The 19817-nt window shown below is 73.1% G+C and carries 15 protein-coding genes and 1 pseudogene; 7 read left to right on the top strand and 9 right to left on the bottom strand.

The features are described from left to right. The first annotated feature begins 5 nt into the window (after window positions 1–5). Window positions 6–2672: an asparagine synthase (glutamine-hydrolyzing) gene (gene asnB / locus TAE01_RS07810; RefSeq protein WP_147065107.1), complete on the top strand. Its 2667-nt coding sequence runs from the start codon at window positions 6–8 to the stop codon at window positions 2670–2672. Between the two features lie 82 nt (window positions 2673–2754). Here asnB and TAE01_RS07805 read toward each other — a convergent pair whose 3' ends face one another. The 3 genes from TAE01_RS07805 to TAE01_RS07795 all read right to left on the bottom strand — a co-directional run bounded on the left by TAE01_RS07805 (window position 2755) and on the right by TAE01_RS07795 (window position 7855). After that, entirely contained in the window at window positions 2755–4428 is a 1674-nt protein-coding gene (locus TAE01_RS07805) for a long-chain-fatty-acid--CoA ligase (RefSeq protein WP_147065105.1), read from the bottom strand. Between the two features lie 159 nt (window positions 4429–4587). Beyond that, on the bottom strand, window positions 4588–6918 hold the full coding sequence (locus TAE01_RS07800; protein ID WP_147065103.1) for a heavy metal translocating P-type ATPase: 2331 nt from the start codon (window positions 6916–6918) through the stop codon (window positions 4588–4590). A 115-nt stretch (window positions 6919–7033) separates the two neighbouring features. Continuing rightward, window positions 7034–7855 carry a PIG-L deacetylase family protein gene (locus TAE01_RS07795; protein ID WP_147065309.1) on the bottom strand — a complete coding sequence of 274 codons (822 nt, stop codon included), beginning with the start codon at window positions 7853–7855 and terminating at the stop codon, window positions 7034–7036. Between the two features lie 26 nt (window positions 7856–7881). Between TAE01_RS07795 and TAE01_RS07790 the strand changes: the two genes are divergently transcribed. The 5 genes from TAE01_RS07790 (at window position 7882) to TAE01_RS07770 (ending at window position 11465) form a co-directional block, all read left to right on the top strand. Beyond that, window positions 7882–9024, top strand: a complete 1143-nt coding sequence (locus tag TAE01_RS07790) for a glycosyltransferase family 4 protein (protein ID WP_307723831.1) — start codon at window positions 7882–7884, stop codon at window positions 9022–9024. Beyond that, window positions 9021–9731 (top strand): NUDIX hydrolase, encoded by a 711-nt coding sequence (locus TAE01_RS07785; RefSeq protein ID WP_147065101.1) that lies wholly within the window; start codon window positions 9021–9023, stop codon window positions 9729–9731. The genes TAE01_RS07790 and TAE01_RS07785 overlap by 4 nt, the downstream gene beginning before the upstream one ends. Window positions 9732–9781: 50 nt before the next feature. Then, window positions 9782–10135: a hypothetical protein gene (locus TAE01_RS07780; RefSeq protein WP_147065099.1), complete on the top strand. Its 354-nt coding sequence runs from the start codon at window positions 9782–9784 to the stop codon at window positions 10133–10135. Window positions 10136–10162: 27 nt separating this feature from the next. Next, entirely contained in the window at window positions 10163–10372 is a 210-nt protein-coding gene (locus TAE01_RS07775) for a hypothetical protein (protein ID WP_147065097.1), read from the top strand. A 163-nt stretch (window positions 10373–10535) separates the two neighbouring features. Continuing rightward, on the top strand, window positions 10536–11465 hold the full coding sequence (locus TAE01_RS07770) for a hypothetical protein (RefSeq protein WP_147065095.1): 930 nt from the start codon (window positions 10536–10538) through the stop codon (window positions 11463–11465). Window positions 11466–11563: 98 nt separating this feature from the next. Here TAE01_RS07770 and TAE01_RS07765 read toward each other — a convergent pair whose 3' ends face one another. From TAE01_RS07765 to TAE01_RS07740, 5 genes and pseudogenes are all read right to left on the bottom strand, one after another. Beyond that, a complete protein-coding gene (locus TAE01_RS07765) occupies window positions 11564–13141 on the bottom strand; it encodes an amidohydrolase (protein ID WP_147065093.1) in 1578 nt (525 codons plus the stop codon). Continuing rightward, on the bottom strand, window positions 13138–14121 hold the full coding sequence (locus tag TAE01_RS07760) for a quinone oxidoreductase family protein (protein ID WP_147065091.1): 984 nt from the start codon (window positions 14119–14121) through the stop codon (window positions 13138–13140). Before TAE01_RS07760 ends, TAE01_RS07765 begins: the two co-directional genes overlap by 4 nt. Window positions 14122–14131: 10 nt before the next feature. Beyond that, window positions 14132–14665 carry a WSD1 family O-acyltransferase gene (locus TAE01_RS20850; RefSeq protein WP_147065306.1) on the bottom strand — a complete coding sequence of 178 codons (534 nt, stop codon included), beginning with the start codon at window positions 14663–14665 and terminating at the stop codon, window positions 14132–14134. 135 nt (window positions 14666–14800) lie between these two features. Further along, a pseudogene (locus TAE01_RS20845) lies at window positions 14801–15507 on the bottom strand (wax ester/triacylglycerol synthase domain-containing protein); the annotation flags it as partial. 72 nt (window positions 15508–15579) lie between these two features. Further along, entirely contained in the window at window positions 15580–16068 is a 489-nt protein-coding gene (locus TAE01_RS07740) for a GNAT family N-acetyltransferase (protein WP_246111212.1), read from the bottom strand. A gap of 80 nt (window positions 16069–16148) precedes the next feature. On the opposite strand from TAE01_RS07740, the gene pcrA reads away from it, so the two are divergent. Beyond that, a complete protein-coding gene (gene pcrA, locus TAE01_RS07735) occupies window positions 16149–18638 on the top strand; it encodes a DNA helicase PcrA (RefSeq protein ID WP_147065085.1) in 2490 nt (829 codons plus the stop codon). Between the two features lie 215 nt (window positions 18639–18853). On the opposite strand, the gene TAE01_RS07730 is transcribed toward pcrA, so the two are convergent. Beyond that, a complete protein-coding gene (locus TAE01_RS07730) occupies window positions 18854–19690 on the bottom strand; it encodes a M23 family metallopeptidase (protein ID WP_147065083.1) in 837 nt (278 codons plus the stop codon). Window positions 19691–19817: the final 127 nt, after the last annotated feature.

The raw sequence follows: 19817 nt of genomic DNA, 5'->3' as shown, positions 1-19817 counted from the left end.
TCGCCATGTGTGGAATCGCGGCCTACTGCGGGTTCGAGGCCGACGAGGCCCTGCTCGACCGACTGCTGGCGACGCACCCCGGCGCGGGTGCCGCCGCGACGTCCCGCGACGGTGACGCCGGCCTCGCGGTCCGCGAGGGACGGCCGGAGCACGCCGGGGACCACCCCGACGCAGGCGTCGCGCGGCTCTCGGTCTCCCGTGGCGGACGGTTCACGCTGGCCCTCGACGGTGAGCTCTACAACCGCGCCGAGCTGCGCGCCGACCTCGAGACGCTCGGCCACGACTTCGGGGTGGGCAGCGACGCGGAGGTCGTGCTCGCAGCCTTCACCGAGTGGGGCACCGACGGGCTCGACCGCCTCGACGGCGCCTTCGCGATCGTCGTCTGGGACCGCGACACCCGGCGTCTCATGCTGGCGCGCGACCCGTTCGGGGTGCGTCCGCTCTACGTGGCCCGGGCCGGTGACGGCTGGCTCGTCGCGAGCGAGATCCGCGGCATCCTCGACAGCGGGGTGCACGAGCGCCGTCCCGACGACCGCACCATCTACCGCTACCTCCAGTTCCGGGTCCACGACGACGGGCCGGCCACCTTCTTCGCCGGCATCGAGCGCGTGGGCGCGGGAGAGGTCGTCACCCTCGGCGCCGACCTGCCCCAGGGCGTCGAGCGCCACCCGTACTCCCGGCTGCGCGAGGAGCTCACGGCGCTCGCCCGCACGCCCCGGGCCTACTCCCCGGCCGATGCCGCCGAGTTCCGCGAGCTGCTGACGGCCGCGGTGCGCCGCCGCTCGAGCTCGTCCGGCCCCGTGGGGACGGCCCTGTCCGGCGGCCTCGACTCGGCCGCCGTCGCCGCGCTCCTCGACGTCGTCGAGCACGAGCCCGGTCGATCGACCGCGGACGGCGCGCAGGACACCTGGTCAGCCGTCTACCCCGGGTCGCACAACGACGAGAGCCGGCACGTCGACGCGGTGGTCGCAGCGCTGGGGGACCGCGTGCGACAGCACCGGGTCGAGCCGACCCCGACGGAGTTCAAGCAGGACCTGCGCGACCTCGTGCGCACCCAGGAGGAGCCACTCGTCTCCACCGGCGCCTACACGCAGTACCGCGTCCTGCGCGAGGCGGCGGGGCGTGACGCCGTCGTGCTCGACGGCCACGGCGGTGACGAGACTCTCGCCGGCTTCGGCCCCCACCACCTCATCCACCTGCGCGAGCTGCGCAGCCGCAACGCCATGGGCGCCGTCACCGAGCTGGGGCACTCGCTCGACGTGCTCTACCGCCGCGGTCGGCCCCTCATCGGCGACCGTCTCCACGGCCGCAAGGACGTCCCGGTCACCTCGCTGCTCGCCGACGACTTCGCGCGGGAGCACGCCTCCGAGTCCTACGACGTCGAGACGTCCGACCTGCGCGCCCGCCTCGTCGACGACGTCTTCGCCGGCTCGCTGCCGGCCCGGCTGCGCTACACGGACAAGAACGCCCGCCGGTTCGGGGTCGCCGTGCGGCTGCCCTTCGTCGACCGTGACCTCGTGCGCTTCGTCTTCGGCCTGAGCGACGACGCCCTCGTCAAGGACGGCGTCGGCAAGCGCGTCCTGCGCGACGCGATGCGTGGTCTGCTCCCGGACTCGGTCGTCGACCGCCGCGACAAGGTGGGCGCCACCACGCCGCAGAGCGAGTGGTTCATGCGCCTCAAGAACCACATCTACGGGGAGTTCCTCTCCGAGTCCTTCGCGGGCCGCCCCTACTTCGACCAGACCGCCGTGCTCCACATGTTCGAGGGCTGGATCAAGGGCACGAGCTCGATCGACTCGATGACCGTCTGGCGCATGCTCAACCTCGAGCTGTGGCTCCAGGAGTTCTTCGACGAGCGTGCTCCCGAGGACCCCGACCACGTCGAACCGGTCAAGACCGACTACGAGCCCAACGCCCGCAAGCAGCTCGACCTCGTGACCGCCGACGGGACCGCCGTCCGCCGCTACCCGCTCCGGACCGACCTCTACGCCCGCGAGGACGACCTCGAGGCCAAGACGCTCGGCTACGTCGAACGCTTCTTCGACGGTCTGCCGGACGCCGGGACCGAGCACGCCGCCGCCACCGGGGGCCGCTGGTACTTCTTCATCTCCGAGAAGATCGTCGCCATCACCCAGGGACGCTCGTACTTCATCTGGGACATCAAGGTGGGCCGGCCCGCGCGGCTGCTGAGCCGCTACGTCACGCGCACGCCGGCCGGCATCGGCCTCGGCTCGCCCTTCACCATGCAGCTGGCCATCGAGGAGGCCGGGCTCCCACGCGTGCTCTTCGCGTCGGCCGGAGGCGCCGTGGGCAAGGTGCTCGGCAGGCGCGGGCTCTTCTACGACCTCGTCGGGGGCGACATCCGCGCCATCGACGGTCCCACCGAGTACTCCGTCTATCCCGCCAACGTGTCGGCGAAGCTCGGCCCCAAGGACCCCGACGTCGTCGCTGCGCACCTGTCGGCGGGCATCCGCGCTCGCGTGCCCGCGGCCTACCGTGAGACTTTCGGCGGCACCGTCGTCATGGACGCCAACGACATCGGCCGCAACGTCCTCGGCAAGGACGCGCCGGGCACCAGGGAGCGGTACGAGCTGATGTTCGCGGACAACCCGCTGGGGCAGGGTTCGGAGCAGACGCCGATGGCCGTCGTCTTCGAGACGCCCTCCGCCTGAAGGCTCTTCGCGTATGCCGTGACGTCCCTCCCACGGGCAGCGCGCGGAGCCGGGGTGCCGTCACCCGCTCCCGGAGCCGGCCTCACTCCTCGGTGAGTGACTGGCGCACCTGCTTGCGCAGCACCTTGCCGATCTGGGAGCGCGGCAGCTCGTCGACGACGACGCGGCGGGGCACCTTGTAGGCGGCGAGGTCGGTCCGGCACCGCGCTCGCACGACCTCGACGTCGACGTCTGCGCCCGGCTCGGTCGTCACGACGGCGACGACGTCCTCGCTGCCGTCGGACCGGGGCAGCCCGACGACGGCGGCGTCGGTGACGCCGGGGACGGTGCGCACGACGGCCTCGACCTCCGAGGGCATGACGTTGAAGCCGCCGGTGACGATGAGCTCCTTGATCCGGTCGACGACCGAGACGAAACCGTCGGCGTCGACGACGACGATGTCGCCGGTGCGGAACCAGCCGCCGTCGAGCAGGGCCACGGCCGTCTCCTCGGGCTTGTCCCAGTAGCCCGCGAAGACCTGTGGGCCCCGGACGAGCAGCTCACCCCGCTCGCCGGCCGGCCGGTCCCGGGTGGGGTCGTCGGGGTCGACGACGCGGATGTCGGTGCTCGGGAATGGCACCCCGACGGCGCCGGGGCGTCGCTCGCTGCCGATGGGGTTGCCGATCACGATGGGCGAGGTCTCGGTGAGGCCGTAGCCCTCGACGAGCAGGCCGCCGGTCACCTCCTCCCACAGCTCGAGGGTCTCGCGAGGCAGTGCCATGGCGCCGGAGATCGCGAATCGGGTTGCCGTCAGGTCGATCCCACGGTCACGCGCAGCTCTGGCGAGTCGTTCGTAGATCGGTGGCACGGCCGGCAGGAACGTCGGCGGGTGCTTCTCGGCGGCGGTGAGGACGAGGTCGACGTCGAACCGCGGGAAGAGCACGAGCCGCGCGCCCGCGCTCATGGCGAAGGTGAGGCAGAGGGTGAGGCCGTAGGCATGGAACATCGGCAGCACCGCGTAGACGACCTCCCGGCCGGGCCGCATGCCGGGCACCCAGGCGCGCCCCTGTGCGGCGTTGGCCATGAGGTTGCGGTGGCTGAGCATGGCGCCCTTGGGATGGCCGGTCGTGCCGCTCGTGTACTGGATGGCGGCGAGGTCTGTGACGACCGGGCGGGGCGCCTCCGGGTCGAGGGAGCCGTGCGCGACCAGGTCGGCCCAAGGGGTCGTCCCCGGTGCGGGCGCGGTGAGCTGGGCCCGCAGCTCGCGGGCACGGCGCACCGGCAGCCGCAGGGCGATCCGCTTCGTCCACGGCATCGAGGCCGTCAGGTCGACGGCGACCACGTGCTCGACTCCCGGCAGACCGGCGACCGCACCGGCGACCCTGTCCCACGCGATGGCGACGCGCGCCCCGTGGTCACCGAACTGGTGGGCCATCTCCGTGGGCGTGTAGAGCGGGTTGTGCTCGACGACGACGGCCCCGAGCCGGAGCACGGCGTGGAACGCCACGATGTGGTCGGGGCAGTTGGGCAGCACGAGGGCCACGCGGTCGCCCGCCTCCACCCCGAGGCGTCGCAGCCCCTCCGCCGCCAGCCCGACGCGCCGCCCCAGCTCGGTGTAGGTCACCTCGGCGCCGAAGAACTCGAGCGCCGGGCGGGGGCCGTGGGTGGCGACGGCCGTGTCCAGCAGGTCCACGAGCGACTCGGTGGGCGGATCGATCTCGGCGGGCACCCCCTTGGCGTAGTGGGCCACCCACGTGTGCTCCAGCTCAGCCGTCATCCGAGCCTCCGTCGCCGGTCTGCTGACGCCGCGTGGTGCGGCACGCCCAGTATGGCGGTGGGGACGGGGCAGGTGTCCCGGCTGCTCCCTCGCGGGACCGCGGGGCACCCGTGGCCCGGCGGCAGCGTCGGCACGACACGGCATACGCACCGGGCGAGGTCAGCCGGGCGCACGACGCCTGCCGCTCCTGCGCGTCGGGGAGGGTCCGGCGGGGACGAGCGCGAACGCGCCTTCCTCCTCCTGGCTGTTGTGCAGGCGGCACACGGCGTAGAGGCCGTAGAGCAGCCGGCGCAGCTCCGTGACGTCCTCGGGTGCCACGTGCTCCGGGTCGATGCCGTCGAGGAGACGATGCAGCCGAGAGACCTGGTGCTCGATCTCGGCGTGGGTCCGGCGCATGGTCGCGGTGGCCGCACCACCGAGCGCCCGGGCCACGAGGGGCATCAGCTCCTCCTCGTCGTCCCTCTCGTGCGGGATGAGGTCCTCCTCGAGACGGGACAGCAGCGTGCGCACGGGCTCGAGGCGGCAGTCGCGCGTGCGCAGGTCGTCGGCCACGGTGCGGATCTGCTCGACGGCGGCGATGGCGACGTCGTGACCGCTGCGGAGACGACGTGCCGTGGCGACGTCCTCCTGCGACATGGGCACGGAGTGCAGGCGGCTGGGCAGCAGGGCCCGCAGCGCGATCCCGATGGCGAGCACGTCGATGCCCTCCTGGAGCACCGCACCAGCCGCCGGCGGGAGCAGCCCTGCGGCTGCCGCGAGCATGGCGACGAGCGAGAGGCCCATGCCGACGAGCACCGCCTCGAGGGCGATCCGCCGCGAGCGCCGGGCGATGAGGATCGCGTCGGCGATCGCGTCGACCCGGTCGACGGTGAGCACGACGTCCGCGGCCTCCGACGAGGCGGTCGCCCCGCGCGCCGCCAGGGCGACCCCCACCCCCGCCGCCGCGAGGGCGGGGGCGTCGTTGACGCCGTCGCCGACCATGATCGTGCGCGCCGCCGCCGACTCGTCGCGGATCGCGGCCAGCTTGTCGGCGGGGTCGCGGTCGGCCAGCACGGCGTCGACGCCGACGATGCGCCCCACGGTCTCGGCGATGTCCGCCCGGTCGCCGGTGAGCAGGACGGTGCGGCGGATGCCGACCTCCTTGAGGGCGGCGAGCATGCGCGGTGCGTCGGGCCGCACGGGATCCTCGAGGAGGAAGGCGCCGGCCGGTCGCCCGGCGACGGCGACGAAGACCGTCAGGCAACCGTCGAGCGCGGCGCGACGGCGCACCTGTCGGAGCCACGTGGGGTCGTCGTCGCCGACGATCCAGCGCGCCTTGCCGAGCCGGACCACGACGTCGCCGACGAGGCCTTCGAGGCCGTAGCCGTGGACCTCGCGAACGCCGGTCGGCAGCTCGAGGTCCAGGTCGCGGCGGCGCGCGGCCCCGACGAGCGCGCTCGCGAGCGGGTGGGGCGAGACCTGGTTCAGGGATGCTGCGAGGCGCAGGACGTCCTGCGCGGGTGGTGCGCCCGGTGCGGTGACCACCGAGGCGAGCTCCGGCCGGCCGTGCGTGAGCGTGCCGGTCTTGTCGAAGAGCACGACCTCGCCGGCGGCCAGGGCCTCGAGCGCCGCCCCACCCTTGACGACGACGCCGATGCGGGAGGCGCGTGACAGGCCGGACATGATCGCGACCGGAGCGGCGAGCAGCAGTGGGCACGGGGTCGCGACGACGAGCACCGCGACGGCGCGGACCGGGGATCCCGCCAGGGCCCAGGCGAGTCCGGCCAGCACGAGCGTCAGCGGCACGAAGAGCACCGCGAAGCGGTCGGCGGTCCGCACGAACGGCGCCGACGTCGCCTGGGCCTGCTCGACGAGACGGACGACGTTGGCGTAGGTCGACTCCGACGCCGACGAGGTGGCCACGAGGTCGACCGGCGGTCCGGCGTTGACCACTCCGCTGCGCACGTCGTCGCCACTCGGGCGTTCGACGGGCATCGGCTCGCCGGTGAGTGCCGACTCGTCGAAGGTCCCGGTCGCGAGCAGCCGCCCGTCGACGGGGACGACCTCACCGGTGCCGACGACGAGCACGTCTCCGGGAGAGACCGCCTCGACCGGTATGCCGTCGACCCGGTCGCCGGTGCGGCGTCGGGCCGTGCGCGGGGTGCGTTCGACGAGCAGCCGCAGCTCCCGGTCGGCGCGGGCGGCGGCCCGGTCCTCGAGCAGCCGTCCGCTCGCCAGCATCAGGGTCACCATCGCGCCGGCGAACTCCTCACCGACCCACAGGGCGCCGGCCAGCGCGAGGACGGCGATGACGTCGACGCTCGCGCGGCGCTCGGCCACGGACCGCACGGTCCACAGGAGCGAGAGCCCCAGACCGAGCACGGTCGCGGCGACCCAGAGGGCCCGCGACACGGCATCGGCACCCGAGACGGCGGCGATCGCGCCACCGGCCAGCAGGACGGCCGAGGCGACGAAGAACACCGCCGGTGAGCGGCCGCGCCACCAGGTCACACCCTCATCATCCGCCCCTGCGGACCGGGCGGACGACGTTGGGGACCGGCATCACAGCCCACCCGGCGAGAGGCCACGAACGGCCCGCGAGGAACCGTCGAGGCCACGAACGGGCTCAGGCGAGCCCGTCGAAGACGTCGCGGCGGATCGGTGACCCCGGCGGCAACGACCGGTCGACGAACCACTCGCGCCCGAAGACGAGGTCGTAGAGCGGGCGAGGGATGCGCAGGAAGGCGGCGAGGGTGCGGTCCGCGCCGCCGTCGGCCGTGGCCTGTGACGCGTGGGCGCGCATCGAGGCCCGCTTCGCCGTGATGTGGCGACGCACGCCGATGCGGTGCGTGATCTCGCTCCGCGCCGAGAAGGCACCGTCGAAGCTCGACCGGTCGAACTCGGGAGGGAACCGGTAGACCCGCGCGGCGAGGTCGATCGCGCGGCAGATCGTGTCGCGGGGGACCGTCGCCTCCAGGACCTTCGGGGTCCCGGCGAGCTCGGCTGCTCGCTGGCCCACCCGGTGCACCTGACGGTGGTCCGGGTGGCCGTAGCCGCCGTTGGGCTCGTAGTGCAGGAGCACGTCGACCTGCTCCTCGCGCAGGATCGCGGCGAGCCGTCGGGCCGCCTCCTCGACGTCGGCGCGCACGAACCGCGTGGCCCCCGGAGGGTCGGGCGCCACCTCGGGGCCGAGACCGCTGTCGGCGTAGCCGAGGTGCTCGACCCGCGAGACGCCGAGGGCCGCTGCGCTCGCGCGCAGCTCGTGCATCCGGGTGGCCGCCAGGGCGCCCTCGCCGGTGAACTCGCTCGCGGCCAGACCGAGCTCGCCGTCGGTGGCGACGACGACGATGACCCGGTGGCCCTCCGCGGCGGCGCGCGCCATGGTGCCCGAGGTCAGGAGGGCCTCGTCGTCAGGGTGCGCATGGAAGGCGAGCAGGGTGTGGGGCACAGTCACCCATCTTGTCCCATGGCACAGTGTCTTCCGTGAAGGTGGCGCTGCTCTCGGACTGTTACCTGCCCCGGCTGGGCGGGATCGAGGTCCAGACGCACGACCTCGCGCAGCACCTCGTCGCCGCCGGCCACGACGTCGAGGTCTTCACGGCCACGCGGGGCGCCGCGGGCGAGATGCACGGAGCCGTCACGGTCGTCGACGGCGTGCCCGTGCACCGGCTCGCGGCCCGGATGCCGTGGGAGCTCCCCGTCAACCCGTTCGCTCCGACGGAGCTGCGGCGCCGACTGGTCGCCGGCCGGTTCGACGTGGCCCACGTCCAGACCGGGGTGGTCTCGCCGTTCGCCTGGGACAGCACCCGGGTCACCGTCGGTCTCGGCCTGCCGACGGCGATGACGTGGCACTGCATGCTCGCCGGGGTCACGCCCGTCTTCCGGGCGGCCCGCTTCGTGCGCGGGTGGGCGTCGCGAGGGGTGGCCATGTCGGCCGTCTCCGACGTCGCGGCCGAGCCCTTGCGCGGGCTGGTCGGACCCGGAGCCTGCGTCGGCGTGCTCCCGAACGGCATCGACGTGACGCGCTGGTCCGTCGAGCCGGCCGTGCGCGAGCCCGGGCCGCTGCGCCTCGTCACCGCGATGCGTCTCGCGGCCCGCAAACGTCCCGCGGCGCTCGTCGAGCTCGTGGCCGAGGCCGAGCGGGCCGCCGGCCCGGGGTTGGTCTCGCTGACGGTGCTCGGGGACGGGCCCGACCGGCGCAAGGTCGAGGCGCTGGTGCGCGATCGCCGGCTCGACTGGGTGTCCCTGCCGGGCCGGGTGCCCCGCGACGAGCTGCGCGGGCTGTATGCCGCAGCCGACGTCTACCTGTCACCGGCGCGTCTCGAGTCGTTCGGGATCGCAGCCCTCGAGGCGCGGACCGTCGGGCTGCCGGTGATCGGCCGATCTGGTTCCGGTGTGGGTGAGTTCGTGATCGACGGCGTGAACGGTCTTGTCGTGTCGAGTGACTCGCAGATGTCGTCCGCAATCGCACGTCTGGTCAAAGCTCCGGACGACGTCGCCCGGATGAGGGCATGGAACCTCGCCAACCCGCCGGCGCAGGAGTGGTCACAGGTCGCCGCGCTCGCCGTGGCGGAGTACGACCGCGCCATCGACCTGGCGAAGGTGATGACGCGATGAGGACCAACGTGCCCGGCGGCCTCGTCGTCGTCGCCCTCGACGCGAACGGGCGTCGTCTGACCGAGGCGCCACTCGGCCACGGCGAGCACCCGGACGTCGTGCTCGGAGCCGCCGGGTGGATCATCGAGTCACCGGTCTCCACCGGCCTGCGTGACGACGGGACGCTCGAGGTCGCCTACCGCGTGCGCCGGCTCGACGGCATACGCCCTCGGCTCGAGAGGGTCCCGCGGGACGACGGCGTCGGTGAGCACGAGGTGGGGGAGCCGTTCCAGCGGGTCGCGGCCTACGCCGTCGTGACGAGCGTGCGCGGGGTGCTGCTGACCCAGTTCAGCTCGCAGACCCACGTCGTCGGCGACTGGGGCCTGCCGGGTGGTGGCCTCGACGACGGTGAGTCGCCGGTCGACGGGGTGCATCGCGAGGTGTGGGAGGAGACGGGGCAGCGGATCGAGCTCGGCGACCTCCTCGCGGTGCAGTCCCAGCACTGGGTGGGACGTGCCCCGTCGGGTGTGCTCGAGGACTTCCACGCGGTCCGGATCGTCTACGGGGCGACCTGTCCCGAGCCGACCGAGGTCGTCATCCACGACGTGGGTGGCACGACGTCCGACGCCCGGTGGGTGCCGGTCGAGCAGGTTCCCGACTACCGGCTCAGCTCGTCCTGGCGGCACCTCGCCGCGCTCCACGCCCTCGTGCCGCCGTCCGAGGCCTGAGCCGGAGGGGCGTCGTCCCGGGATGTACGACGCTCCGTAGGATGTCGGCCATGGACTTCGTCTACAACCTCCTCGTCGCCCTGCACCTGCTCGGCATGGCCGCGGTCGTCGGAGGCTGGATCGCCGTCCGCAGCGGCCGCACCGTCATCGCGCCGATCGTCTGGGGCGCACGGGCGCAGCTGGTCACCGGGCTGGCCCTCGTGGGCATCGCCGAGGCGATCAACGACGCCGACCACACCGTCAACCACGCGAAGATCGCCGTGAAGCTCGTCGTGGCGATCGTCGTGCTGGCCGCCGCCGAGATGGGCGCCGCACGGGGCCGCAAGGGCAAGGACACCGGCAACCTGCTCGACATCGCCGGTGGGGCCGCGGTCGTCAACGTCCTCGTCGCCGCCATCTGGTGACGTCACACTCGGGCGAGAGCGACTGAGATGCGTTGGGACGCAGGCGTCCTCGCCGGTCTGCTCATCGGGCTCGTGTGGCTCGTCGTCGGCCTCACCCTCGTCGTGGTCGGTCGCCGGCGGCGCCGTGTGTCGCGTGCCGACGGCGCCGGCAACATGGCCGTCATCGGCATCTTCCTGCTCGTCGTCGGCGGGCTGACCTGGTTCGCGACGCTGCTCCTCGCCGTCGTCCCCGGCTGACCTGCCGCTCGTTGCCGATCGCCGACGGACGACCGTTGGTCGCCGCAGCCAGCTACGTCACGCGTGTCTCCACGGCGCGTCGTCGCGGGTCGGGGACCAACGGTCGTCGCGCGGCTGTGGATGGCGTCTGCGCAGGCGGCCCTGCCCGGGGCACGCTGCCGGGGTGGACATCATCACGGCGATGCATCGGCTGGGTGGGGTCGCCGACCATGGCCAGCTCAAGGCTGCCACCGGACGGGCGGCGCTGGACCATGCGTTGCGGACCGGCCAGGTCCGGCGGGTGGCGCGGGGCCGCTACGTGCTCCCGGACGTGGTGGACGACGCCCGGGTGCAGGCCCATCGCCTGACCGCCGTCGCCGGGCTCCGGAGCGCGGCGGCCTCGTACGGCTGGTCACTCAAGACCCTTCCCGACCGACCGGAGCTCGTCGTGCCGCGGGGCCGCAAGGTGAGGGTCGACGACCAGCAGTCGACGCGGATCAGATGGCAGCGACTCCTGCCCCGCGAGGTCGACGGCTGGCGCACGACACCGCTGCGAACGGTCATGGACTGTGCCACGACCCTTCCCTTCGACGAGGCGCTCGCCGTGGCCGACTCGGCGCTGAGGTCGGGACGGGTCACTCACCCCGAGCTCATGCGCGCCGCCGACCGTCTGCCCGGACGCGGGCGTGATGCCGCGCTCGAGGTGGCCTGGTTCGCCAGCGACCGCCCGGCCAACGCCTTCGAGTCCGTGATCCGGGCGATCTCGATCGACGTGCCCGGCCTGCGCCTGCGGCCCCAGGTGAGACTCCGTGTCGGAGGGCGCCGGATCCGTCCCGACCTCGTCGACCGCGAGCTCCGGCTCGTCGTCGAGGGCGACAGCCACGAGTTCCACACGAGTGCGCGGGCCATCGACGCCGACTGCTGGCGCTACGACGAGCTCGTCCTCGACGGTTGGCTGGTCATCCGGGTGTCGTGGGTGCAGGCGATGTTCGACCAGGAATGGGTCGCGTCCGTCCTGAGCCGCGCGGCGACCCTGCAGGACGTCACGCTGGGAGGCGAGCTGCTGGGCCGCCGTGGACCGCTCCGCCGACGGACGACCGTTGGTGGCCGATGACCGAGCCCGCGGCGTGTCCCCGTGGCGTGTCGCCGTGGGTCGAGGGCCAACGGTCGTCCCTCGGCACGTCGGACACCCGAGGGCGTATGCCGTGTGCCTCAGGACCGCTCGTAGGCCAGGTCGCCGCCGACCCAGGTCTGGATCACGACGGCGCCCCGGATGTCGGCGGGGGAGGACTCCTCCAGGGCCCACAGGTCGCGGTCGACCGCCACGAGGTCGGCCAGCTGACCGGGCACGAGGCGGCCGACGTCGGTCCGGCCCACCGACTCGTGCGCGACCACCGTGAAGGCGTGGACGGCCTCGCTGAGGGTGACACGCTCCTCGGGCCGCCATCCGCCGATGGGCTGACCGTCGGGTCGCTGACGCGTCACCGCGGCGTGGAGCCCGTAGAAGGGGTTGGGGTCCTCGACGGGCGCGTCGGAACCGAACGCCACGCGCACGCCGGCGTCGAGGAAGCTGCGCCAGGCGTAGGACGCGAGCCGGCGCGGGCCGATGATCTCGTCGGCGAGCTCGAGGTCGGCGGTGCAGTGCGTCGGCTGCATGGAGGCGACGACGTCGAGGGCCCGGAAACGGGGGATGTCGACCGGCAGCACGTGCTGCGCGTGCTCGACCCGCAGCCGCGTGTCGAGCCCGTCGGCGCGCACGGCCTCGAACGTCCCGAGCACGAGGCGGTTGGCCTCGTCGCCGATGGCGTGGGTCACGACGTCGAGGCCGTTGCGGGCGGCGAGGAGGGTGCGTTCGAGGAGCACCTCGTAGGGCATGGCGGCGATGCCGCAGCCCTCGTGGCCGATGAAGGGCTCGGTCATGTGGGCCGTGTGCGACCCGAGCGCGCCGTCGCTGAAGAACTTGACCGGCCCGGCACGGAAGACGTCGTCGCCCTGGCCCGACCGGCGGCCCTCGGAGATCGCGAGCTCGAGGTCGGGGTCGCGGGTGCACTTGGTGACGCGGAGGCGCAGCGCCCCGTCGGCGTGCATCTCGGCGTAGGCCGCCCTGGCGTCCTCGCCGTCGATGTCGGTGATGCTCGTCAGGCCGACCGACAGGAGCCAGTCCTGGCACCGCTCGAGCCACGGGCGCAGCGGGGACTCCTCCCGGGGGATGACGTCGAGCAGCTCCTGAGCCGACTCGCGCAGGATGCCGGTGGGCTCGCCGTCGGCGTCCCTGACGATCTCGCCGCCGACGGGGTCCGGGGTGTCGCGGTTGATACCCGCCCGTTGCAGCGCAAGGGAGTTGGCCCAGATCGTGTGCCCGTCGACGCTCGACAGCGCGGCGACGCGACCTGCCGACACGGTGTCGAGCGCATGCCGGTCGGGCTGCGCGGGCACGGCCCACCGGTTGTGGTTCCAGCGCCCGCTGTGCAGCCACTCTCCCTCGGGCAGCCCCTGGGCGTGCGCCCGCACGAGCTCCAGCGTCTCCTCGAGCGACCGCGCCTCGCGCAGGTCGACCGACGAGAGGTCGCGCGCGAGCCACTCGGTGTGGATGTGGGCGTCGTGCAACCCCGGCATGACGACCGCACCGGGCAGGCGGACGGCGTCCGCGTCACCGGAGGCCCCGGCCGCCTCGACCGCGTCGGAGCCGACCGCGACGATCCGACCGTCCTGCACGAGCAGGGCGTCGGTCCACGGGTTCTCGGTGTCGCCGGTCCAGATGCGCTCGTGACGCAGGAGCGTGCGGCTCATGCGGTGGGCACCAGGATGAGCTTGCCCGTGGTCCGGCGCCCTTCGAGGGCCTCGTAGGCCGCTGGCGCCTCGGCGAGCGGGTAGCGGCCGCCCACCTCGATCTTCAGCGAGCCGTCGGCCACGGCGCCGAGCACCTGACCGGCGCGCCACTCGTACTCCTCGCGCTCCGCGACGTAGTTCGCCAGGGTCGGACGGGTCAGGAAGAGCGACCCGCCGCTGTTGAGCCGCTGGATGTCGAAGGGCGGCACCTGCCCGCTCGCGCCGCCGAAGAGGACCATCATCCCGCGCGGGCGCAGCGAGGCGAGCGAGGCGTCGAACGTCGACCTGCCGACGCCGTCGTAGGCCACGTCGACGCCCCGTCCGGCCGCGTCGCGGACGGCGCCGGCCAGGTCGTCGACCTCCGAGTAGTTGATGAGGCGCTGCGCGCCGAGCGCCTTGGCGATCTCGAGCTTCTCGTCGGAGCCGGCCGTCGCGACGACGACGCCGCCACGAGCCGTGACCATCTGCACGAGCAGCTGTCCGACCCCGCCCGCCGCGGCGTGCACGAGGGCGACGGTCCCCGGGCCCACGGCATACGTGCTCGTGACGAGGTAGTGGGCGGTCAGGCCCTGCAGCATGGCTGCGGCGGCGATCTCGAGGTCGACGCCGTCGGGGACGGGGACGAGGAGCCGTGCGGGCTTGTTGACGACCGTGGACTCGCTGCCCGACGACTGGCACCAGGCGACGCGGTCGCCCACGGAGAGGCCGGAGACTCCGGCACCGAGCGCCGTGACGGTGCCGGCGCCCTCCTCGCCGAGGACGAACGGCGTCTGGACGGGATAGACGCCCTGCCGCTTGTAGACGTCGATGAAGTTGACGCCCGCGGCGGCCACCTCGACCTGCACCTCGCCCTCGGCCGGGTCGGGGAGGTCGTGGTCACGGACCTGCAGGACGCTGCGGTCGCCGGGCTCGGAGACGAAGACGCTGGTCGCTCGGATCATGCTCGCCAGCCTACGTCCGGCGTCGCCTGCGTCTCGGGGTGGTGGGGCCCGCTGCTCCGATGCGCACGAGCAGCGCGACCTCGTCCTCGAGGGCGACCAGAAGCGACTCCGGGTCGGGGACGACCGACTCGTCGGCCATGATCCCGACGCGGACGGCGTCGTCGTAGGTGACGATGCAGAAGCCGAGCGTGTGCCGGCCCGATCCGGGCACCCAGCCGAGCACGCCGGTCACGGGCACCCCCGCGAGGAGGCGCACCTCCCGCGGGCCGGCGACGTTGGTCGTGACCCCGATCGCCTTGTCCGCGAAGAAGTCGACGACCCTGCGCTCCAACGCCGCAGGGAAGCGGCCGATGACCGAGATGAGCGCGAAGGTCAGGGCCGCCTCGGGGGAGGCCTTGAGCCAGTCCATCCGCGCCTTGGACAGGGCCAGGCGTCCGAGGGGCGTCGCGTCACGGCTGGGGAAGCGGAGGAAGACGAGGGCGAAGCGGTTGCCGAGCTCGCGCGGCAGCGGCTCGTCGAGCGGACGGACGTTGACCGGCACCATCGTCACGAGGTCGACCGGGTCTCGACCGTGCTCGTCCTGGTAGGCGTGCAGGGCGCCCGCGACCGCGCTCAGGAGCACGTCGTTGAGGGTGGCGCCGACGAGCCGGCCGACCTGCTTGAGGCCGGGCAGCGGCAGCGGCTGGGTCCACACGACGCGCTTGCGCCGACCCGGCACGCCGCCGACGGCGCTCGACGGGTTGGTCGTGAGGAGGAGGTCCGAGACGACCTGTCCGGTGCGCAGGGTGAGACCGGCAGCGTCCGTTACCGCGGCTCGGGCACCTTTGGAGCGCAGGCGATCCCACGCCGATCGAGTCGTGGCTCGCGCCAGCCGCAGACCGGAGGCCACCGGCCCGGTGGACGACGGCTCACCCAGAGGCATGGTCGCGAGGTCGGTGGTGGCCGGCGGCCCGACGAGGTCACCGGGCGTCCCGTCGGCGTCCTCGGTGAGCCCGAGCAGCACGCGGGTCAGGGCGATCCCGTCGGCCAGCGCGTGGTGGATGCGGAAGACGAGTGCGGCCCCCGCTCCGTGCCCGTCGACGAGGTGCACCTCCAGAGCGGGCGCGTCCGGTCGAAGCCGTGCGGCAGCCGGTCCTCGATGTAGGCCTGCAGCTCGGCGTCGGCCTGGGCCGGGGTGCCGCGGCCGGAGAGGGTGGTCCGGTGCACGTGGTGCTCGAGGTCGAAGTCGGGGTCGTCCTCCCAGCGGTACGGGCCGAGGGCGTGCCGGGGCCGTCGGGGCCGCTGGCTGAAGACGGGGTACGGCTCGAGGATGCGGGTGCGCAGCACGGCGAGCACGCGGTCCCAGTCCGGCACGGACTCGAGCAGCACGACCGAGACGATGACCATGAGGTTGGTCGGCCGGTCCATGTTGAGCCACAGGACGTCGGCCGAGCCCATCCGGCGTGACGGGTTGCGCACCTACGGGCCCGACAGTCGCGAGAGCGCGTCGCCGTCGAGGCGGAACGTCGTCCAGTCGTCGAGCGGCTGCGCCCCGTGGGCGCGGTAGAAGTCGATCGAGGGGGTGTTCCAGTCGAGGACCGTCCACTCGAGCCGGGTCCAGCCGCGTCCGACGCACAGCTGCGCGAGGTGGGCCAGCAGGGCCCTGCCGAGGCCGTGGCCCCGGTGGGCGGGCTCGACGAAGAGGTCCTCGAGCCAGATCCCCGCCTGTCCGGTCCACGTCGAGAAGCTGCGGAACCAGATCGCCATCGCGACGACCCTGCCCTCGCGGACCCCGACGTGGGCGTATGCCGTGGGGTCGCCGTGGGTGGGGAAGAGGGCCTCGCGGAACTGCTCGGGCGTCGCCGTGGCGGACTCGGGCTCCTTCTCGTAGGCGGCCAGCTCCCGCACGAGGCGCAGGAGCTCGGGGACGTCGTCGGCGGAGGCCTCACGGATCTGGAAGTGGGTCACGTCGCCCATCCTCTCCCGGCCCGACCCGCTGTGCGCCGTGGTCGGGTGCTGTGGGTGGTTCGACGTAGGCTTGACCGATCATGAGCACGCTCTTCGACGACCTCCCCATCCCCGGTTTCGAGCACGGTCAGGGCGGCCCCTCGGGCGGGTCCACCCGCACCGGGCGTGGCGGCGACGTCACCGAGCAGGGCGTCCCGACGTGGGCCGAGGCCGCGGCTCGTGGCGGCGTCGCGGGGGCTGCCCAGGACCGCCACGACCTCGACCCGGCCGTGCTGCTCGAGGGGCTCAACCCGCAGCAGCGCGAGGCCGTCGTGCACGAGGGCACCCCGCTGCTCATCGTGGCCGGTGCGGGCTCGGGCAAGACCCGCGTGCTGACCCATCGCATCGCGTGGCTGCTCGGCGAGCGGGGTGCCCAGCCGGGCCAGATCCTCGCCATCACCTTCACCAACAAGGCGGCGGCCGAGATGCGTGAGCGGGTCGCCGCGCTCGTCGGCCCGCGAGCCCGTGCTATGTGGGTCATGACCTTCCACTCGGCCTGCGTGCGCATCCTGCGCCGCGAGGCGGCCAAGGTCGGCATGAGGTCGACGTTCTCGATCTACGACGCCGCCGACAGCCAGCGCCTCATGAGCCTCGTCCTGCGCGACCTCGACCTCGACCCCAAGCGCTACCCGCCGCGCGGGTTCTCGGCGCAGGTCAGCAACCTCAAGAACGACCTCATCGACGAGGAGACGTACGCGGCCCAGGTCACCGAGGGCAACCACTACGAGCGCACCGTCTCCGACGCCTACACCCAGTACCAGCGCCGCCTGCGCCAGGCCAACGCGCTCGACTTCGACGACATCATCATGATGACCGTCAACATCCTCCAGGCCTTCCCCGACGTCGCGGAGTACTACCGCCGCCGGTTCCGGCACGTGCTCGTCGACGAGTACCAGGACACCAACCAGGCGCAGTACCAGCTCATCAAGGAGCTCGTCGGCGAGGTTTCGGGACCCGAGGGCACGTATGCCGTGCCGCCGGCCGAGCTGTGCGTCGTCGGCGACTCCGACCAGTCGATCTACGCCTTCCGCGGCGCGACGATCCGCAACATCCTCGAGTTCGAGCAGGACTACCCCGACGCGCGCACCATCCTGCTCGAGCAGAACTACCGCTCGACGCAGCGCATCCTGCGTGCCGCCAACTCCGTCATCGCCCGCAACGAGGGGCGCCGGGCCAAGAACCTCTGGACCGACTCGGGCGACGGCGCGATGATCACCGGCTACGTCGGCGACAACGAGCACGACGAGGCCGCCTTCGTGGCCAAGGAGATCGACGACCTCGCCGACCAGGGCGTCAAGCCCGGCGACGTCGCCGTCTTCTACCGCACCAACGCCCAGAGCCGCGCCATCGAGGAGGTGCTCGTGCGGGTCGGCCTGCCCTACAAGGTGGTCGGCGGCACGCGCTTCTACGAGCGGCGCGAGGTCAAGGACGCCCTGGCGTATCTCCGGGTCGTGTCCAACCCCACCGACACGGTCAACCTGCGCCGCATCCTCAACACCCCCAAGCGCGGCATCGGCGACCGGGCCGAGGCGTGCGTGGCGGCCCTCGCCGAGCGCGAGCGCATCCCGTTCGTCGCGGCGCTCGGACGGGCCGAGGACGCCCCGGGCATCGCCACGCGCTCCGTCGCCGCCATCAACGGCTTCACGGCCCTGCTCGAGAAGCTCCGCACGTCCTACGAGGCCGACGACAGCGTCGCGGCCCTGCTCGAGATGACCCTCGAGGAGAGCGGCTACCTCGCCGAGCTGCGCGCGAGCCACGACCCGCAGGACGAGACGCGCGTCGAGAACCTCGCCGAGCTCGTCGCGGTCGCCCAAGAGTACGACGACCGTCGCGCCACGGAGCTCGAGGAGTCCGGCGGCGAGCTGGCCCCGGGCGTCGAGCCCGAGGACGTCGGTCCCGCGGGCGCGCTCGAGGAGTTCCTCGAGCAGGTCTCCCTCGTGGCCGACGCCGACGAGATCCCCGACGAGCCCGAGGCCAAGGCCCAGGGCGTCGTCACCCTCATGACCCTGCACACGGCCAAGGGGCTGGAGTTCCCCGTCGTCTTCCTCACCGGCATGGAGGACGGCACCTTCCCGCACATGCGGGCGCTCGGGGACCCGAAGGAGCTCGAGGAGGAGCGCCGCCTCGCCTACGTCGGCATCACCCGGGCGCGCGAGCGGCTCTACCTCTCACGGGCGGCCGTCCGGTCGGCGTGGGGTGCGCCGCAGTACAACCCTCCGTCGCGCTTCCTCGACGAGATCCCGGGCGACCTGCTCGACTGGCAGCGGCTCGGCCCGTCGTTCAGCGGCGCGCGCGGCTCCGACCGTCCCGCCGTGGCGACCCTGGCCTCGCGCCCGGGGGTGCGCAGCGCCGGCAAGCGGCCTGTCATCGCGCTGCAGTCCGGCGACCGCGTCACGCACGACTCCTTCGGTCTCGGGACCGTCGTGCGGGTCGAAGGTGAGGGCGACAAGTCGATGGCGCACGTCGACTTCGGGGCCGACACCGGCACGAAGCGACTCCTGCTCCGCTACGCCCCGCTCGTCAAGCTCTGACACTGTCGCCGCTGTCGCCGCGGATCTGCCGGGCTGTCAGCCGTCGCGTGTGCCGGGTGGGCTCGTTTCGCTCGTCCCGCGGGTTCGCCTGCGCGGCAACGGCATACGGCGCCCGGCGCCGACTCGTGACGGGCGCCTGACCGTCGGGCCGGCAGGGAGGTACGCGACGAGGCCCGCCCCGTGAAGGGACGGGCCTCGTGCCGAGGGGGCCTCGGTCAGAGCGTGACGCCGCGCTGGGCGAGCCAGACGAGCGGGGGCACCGCGGAGCCGTCTCCGGGGTGGATCTCGAGGTGGACGTGCGGGCCGGTGGAGTTGCCGGTGCTGCCGCTGTAGGCCACGATCTGGCCGGGGGAGACCTGCTCGCCGACGGACACGAGCAGTCGGCTGTTGTGCGCCATCCACGAGACGGTGCCGTCCCAGTAGCGGATCTTGACGAAGTTGCCGTAGCCCTCGGTGGACCGGCCGGCGAAGACCACCGTGCCGCTCGAGAGGGAGTGGACCGAGCTGCCGACCGGGCACGCGAGGTCCTGCGCCGGATGCATCTTGCCCCAGCGGAAGCCGAAGCCGGACGTGAGGGTGTAGCCCGAGACCGGGGAGACCCAGCGGTGTGCCTGGGCCAGTGCTCGTGCGGCGGCGTCCTGCTTGGCCTTCGCGGCGGCGGCGGCCTTGGCCTTCTGCGCCGCGGCCTGGTCGGCGGCGGCCTTCGCGGCGGCGGCCTGGGCCTCGGCGGCGGTCTGCGTCGCCGTCTGGGAGGCGCCGACGATGATGGTCTTGGCGTCGCGGACCATGTCGCGCGAGGAGCGGGCGCCCGCACGGTTGGCGGCTGCGGCGGTCACGGCCTCCGGGTCCGCGGTCAGTCCGAGACCGGCGACCGAGTTGGAGACGTTCTTCATGGCAGCGGCCTCGGGGCTGAGCTCGCTGGCGCCGGCGTCGCGGATGACGAGGCCACCGGCGACGGTCGAGGAGAGCAGAGCGACGGGGACGACGAACTGTCGACCCCGTGAAGGCTTGGCTGCCGGGCGGTGCCGGCCGGCGTAACTGGTTTTGGGCACGAAAGAGTTACCTATCGGTCACAGATGGTGCGGGCCGCCAGCCTAACGTGACCATTTCGTTATCCAAAATCACGCCACTGGTCTGGACGGTCCTGCATCGCGGTGGAGGTCGCGACTCCGGATGACA

Source organism: Terrabacter aerolatus (genome assembly GCF_007991735.1).
Taxonomy (GTDB): Bacteria; Actinomycetota; Actinomycetes; order Actinomycetales; family Dermatophilaceae; genus Terrabacter; species Terrabacter aerolatus.
Note: the sequence above shows the minus strand (reverse complement) of the source record. Positions and strands in the feature narration are given on the sequence as shown.

What these genes read in the sequence shown, in the direction of transcription:
- asnB (WP_147065107.1), top strand. Translation starts at nt 6, where the DNA reads ATGTGTGGAATCGCGGCCTACTGCGGGTTCGAGGCCGACGAGGCCCTG.
- TAE01_RS07805 (WP_147065105.1), bottom strand. Translation starts at nt 4,428, where the DNA reads ATGACGGCTGAGCTGGAGCACACGTGGGTGGCCCACTACGCCAAGGGG.
- TAE01_RS07785 (WP_147065101.1), top strand. Translation starts at nt 9,021, where the DNA reads ATGAGGACCAACGTGCCCGGCGGCCTCGTCGTCGTCGCCCTCGACGCG.
- TAE01_RS07780 (WP_147065099.1), top strand. Translation starts at nt 9,782, where the DNA reads ATGGACTTCGTCTACAACCTCCTCGTCGCCCTGCACCTGCTCGGCATG.
- TAE01_RS07775 (WP_147065097.1), top strand. Translation starts at nt 10,163, where the DNA reads ATGCGTTGGGACGCAGGCGTCCTCGCCGGTCTGCTCATCGGGCTCGTG.
- TAE01_RS07765 (WP_147065093.1), bottom strand. Translation starts at nt 13,141, where the DNA reads ATGAGCCGCACGCTCCTGCGTCACGAGCGCATCTGGACCGGCGACACC.
- TAE01_RS07760 (WP_147065091.1), bottom strand. Translation starts at nt 14,121, where the DNA reads ATGATCCGAGCGACCAGCGTCTTCGTCTCCGAGCCCGGCGACCGCAGC.
- TAE01_RS20850 (WP_147065306.1), bottom strand. Translation starts at nt 14,665, where the DNA reads ATGGTGCCGGTCAACGTCCGTCCGCTCGACGAGCCGCTGCCGCGCGAG.
- pcrA (WP_147065085.1), top strand. Translation starts at nt 16,149, where the DNA reads ATGAGCACGCTCTTCGACGACCTCCCCATCCCCGGTTTCGAGCACGGT.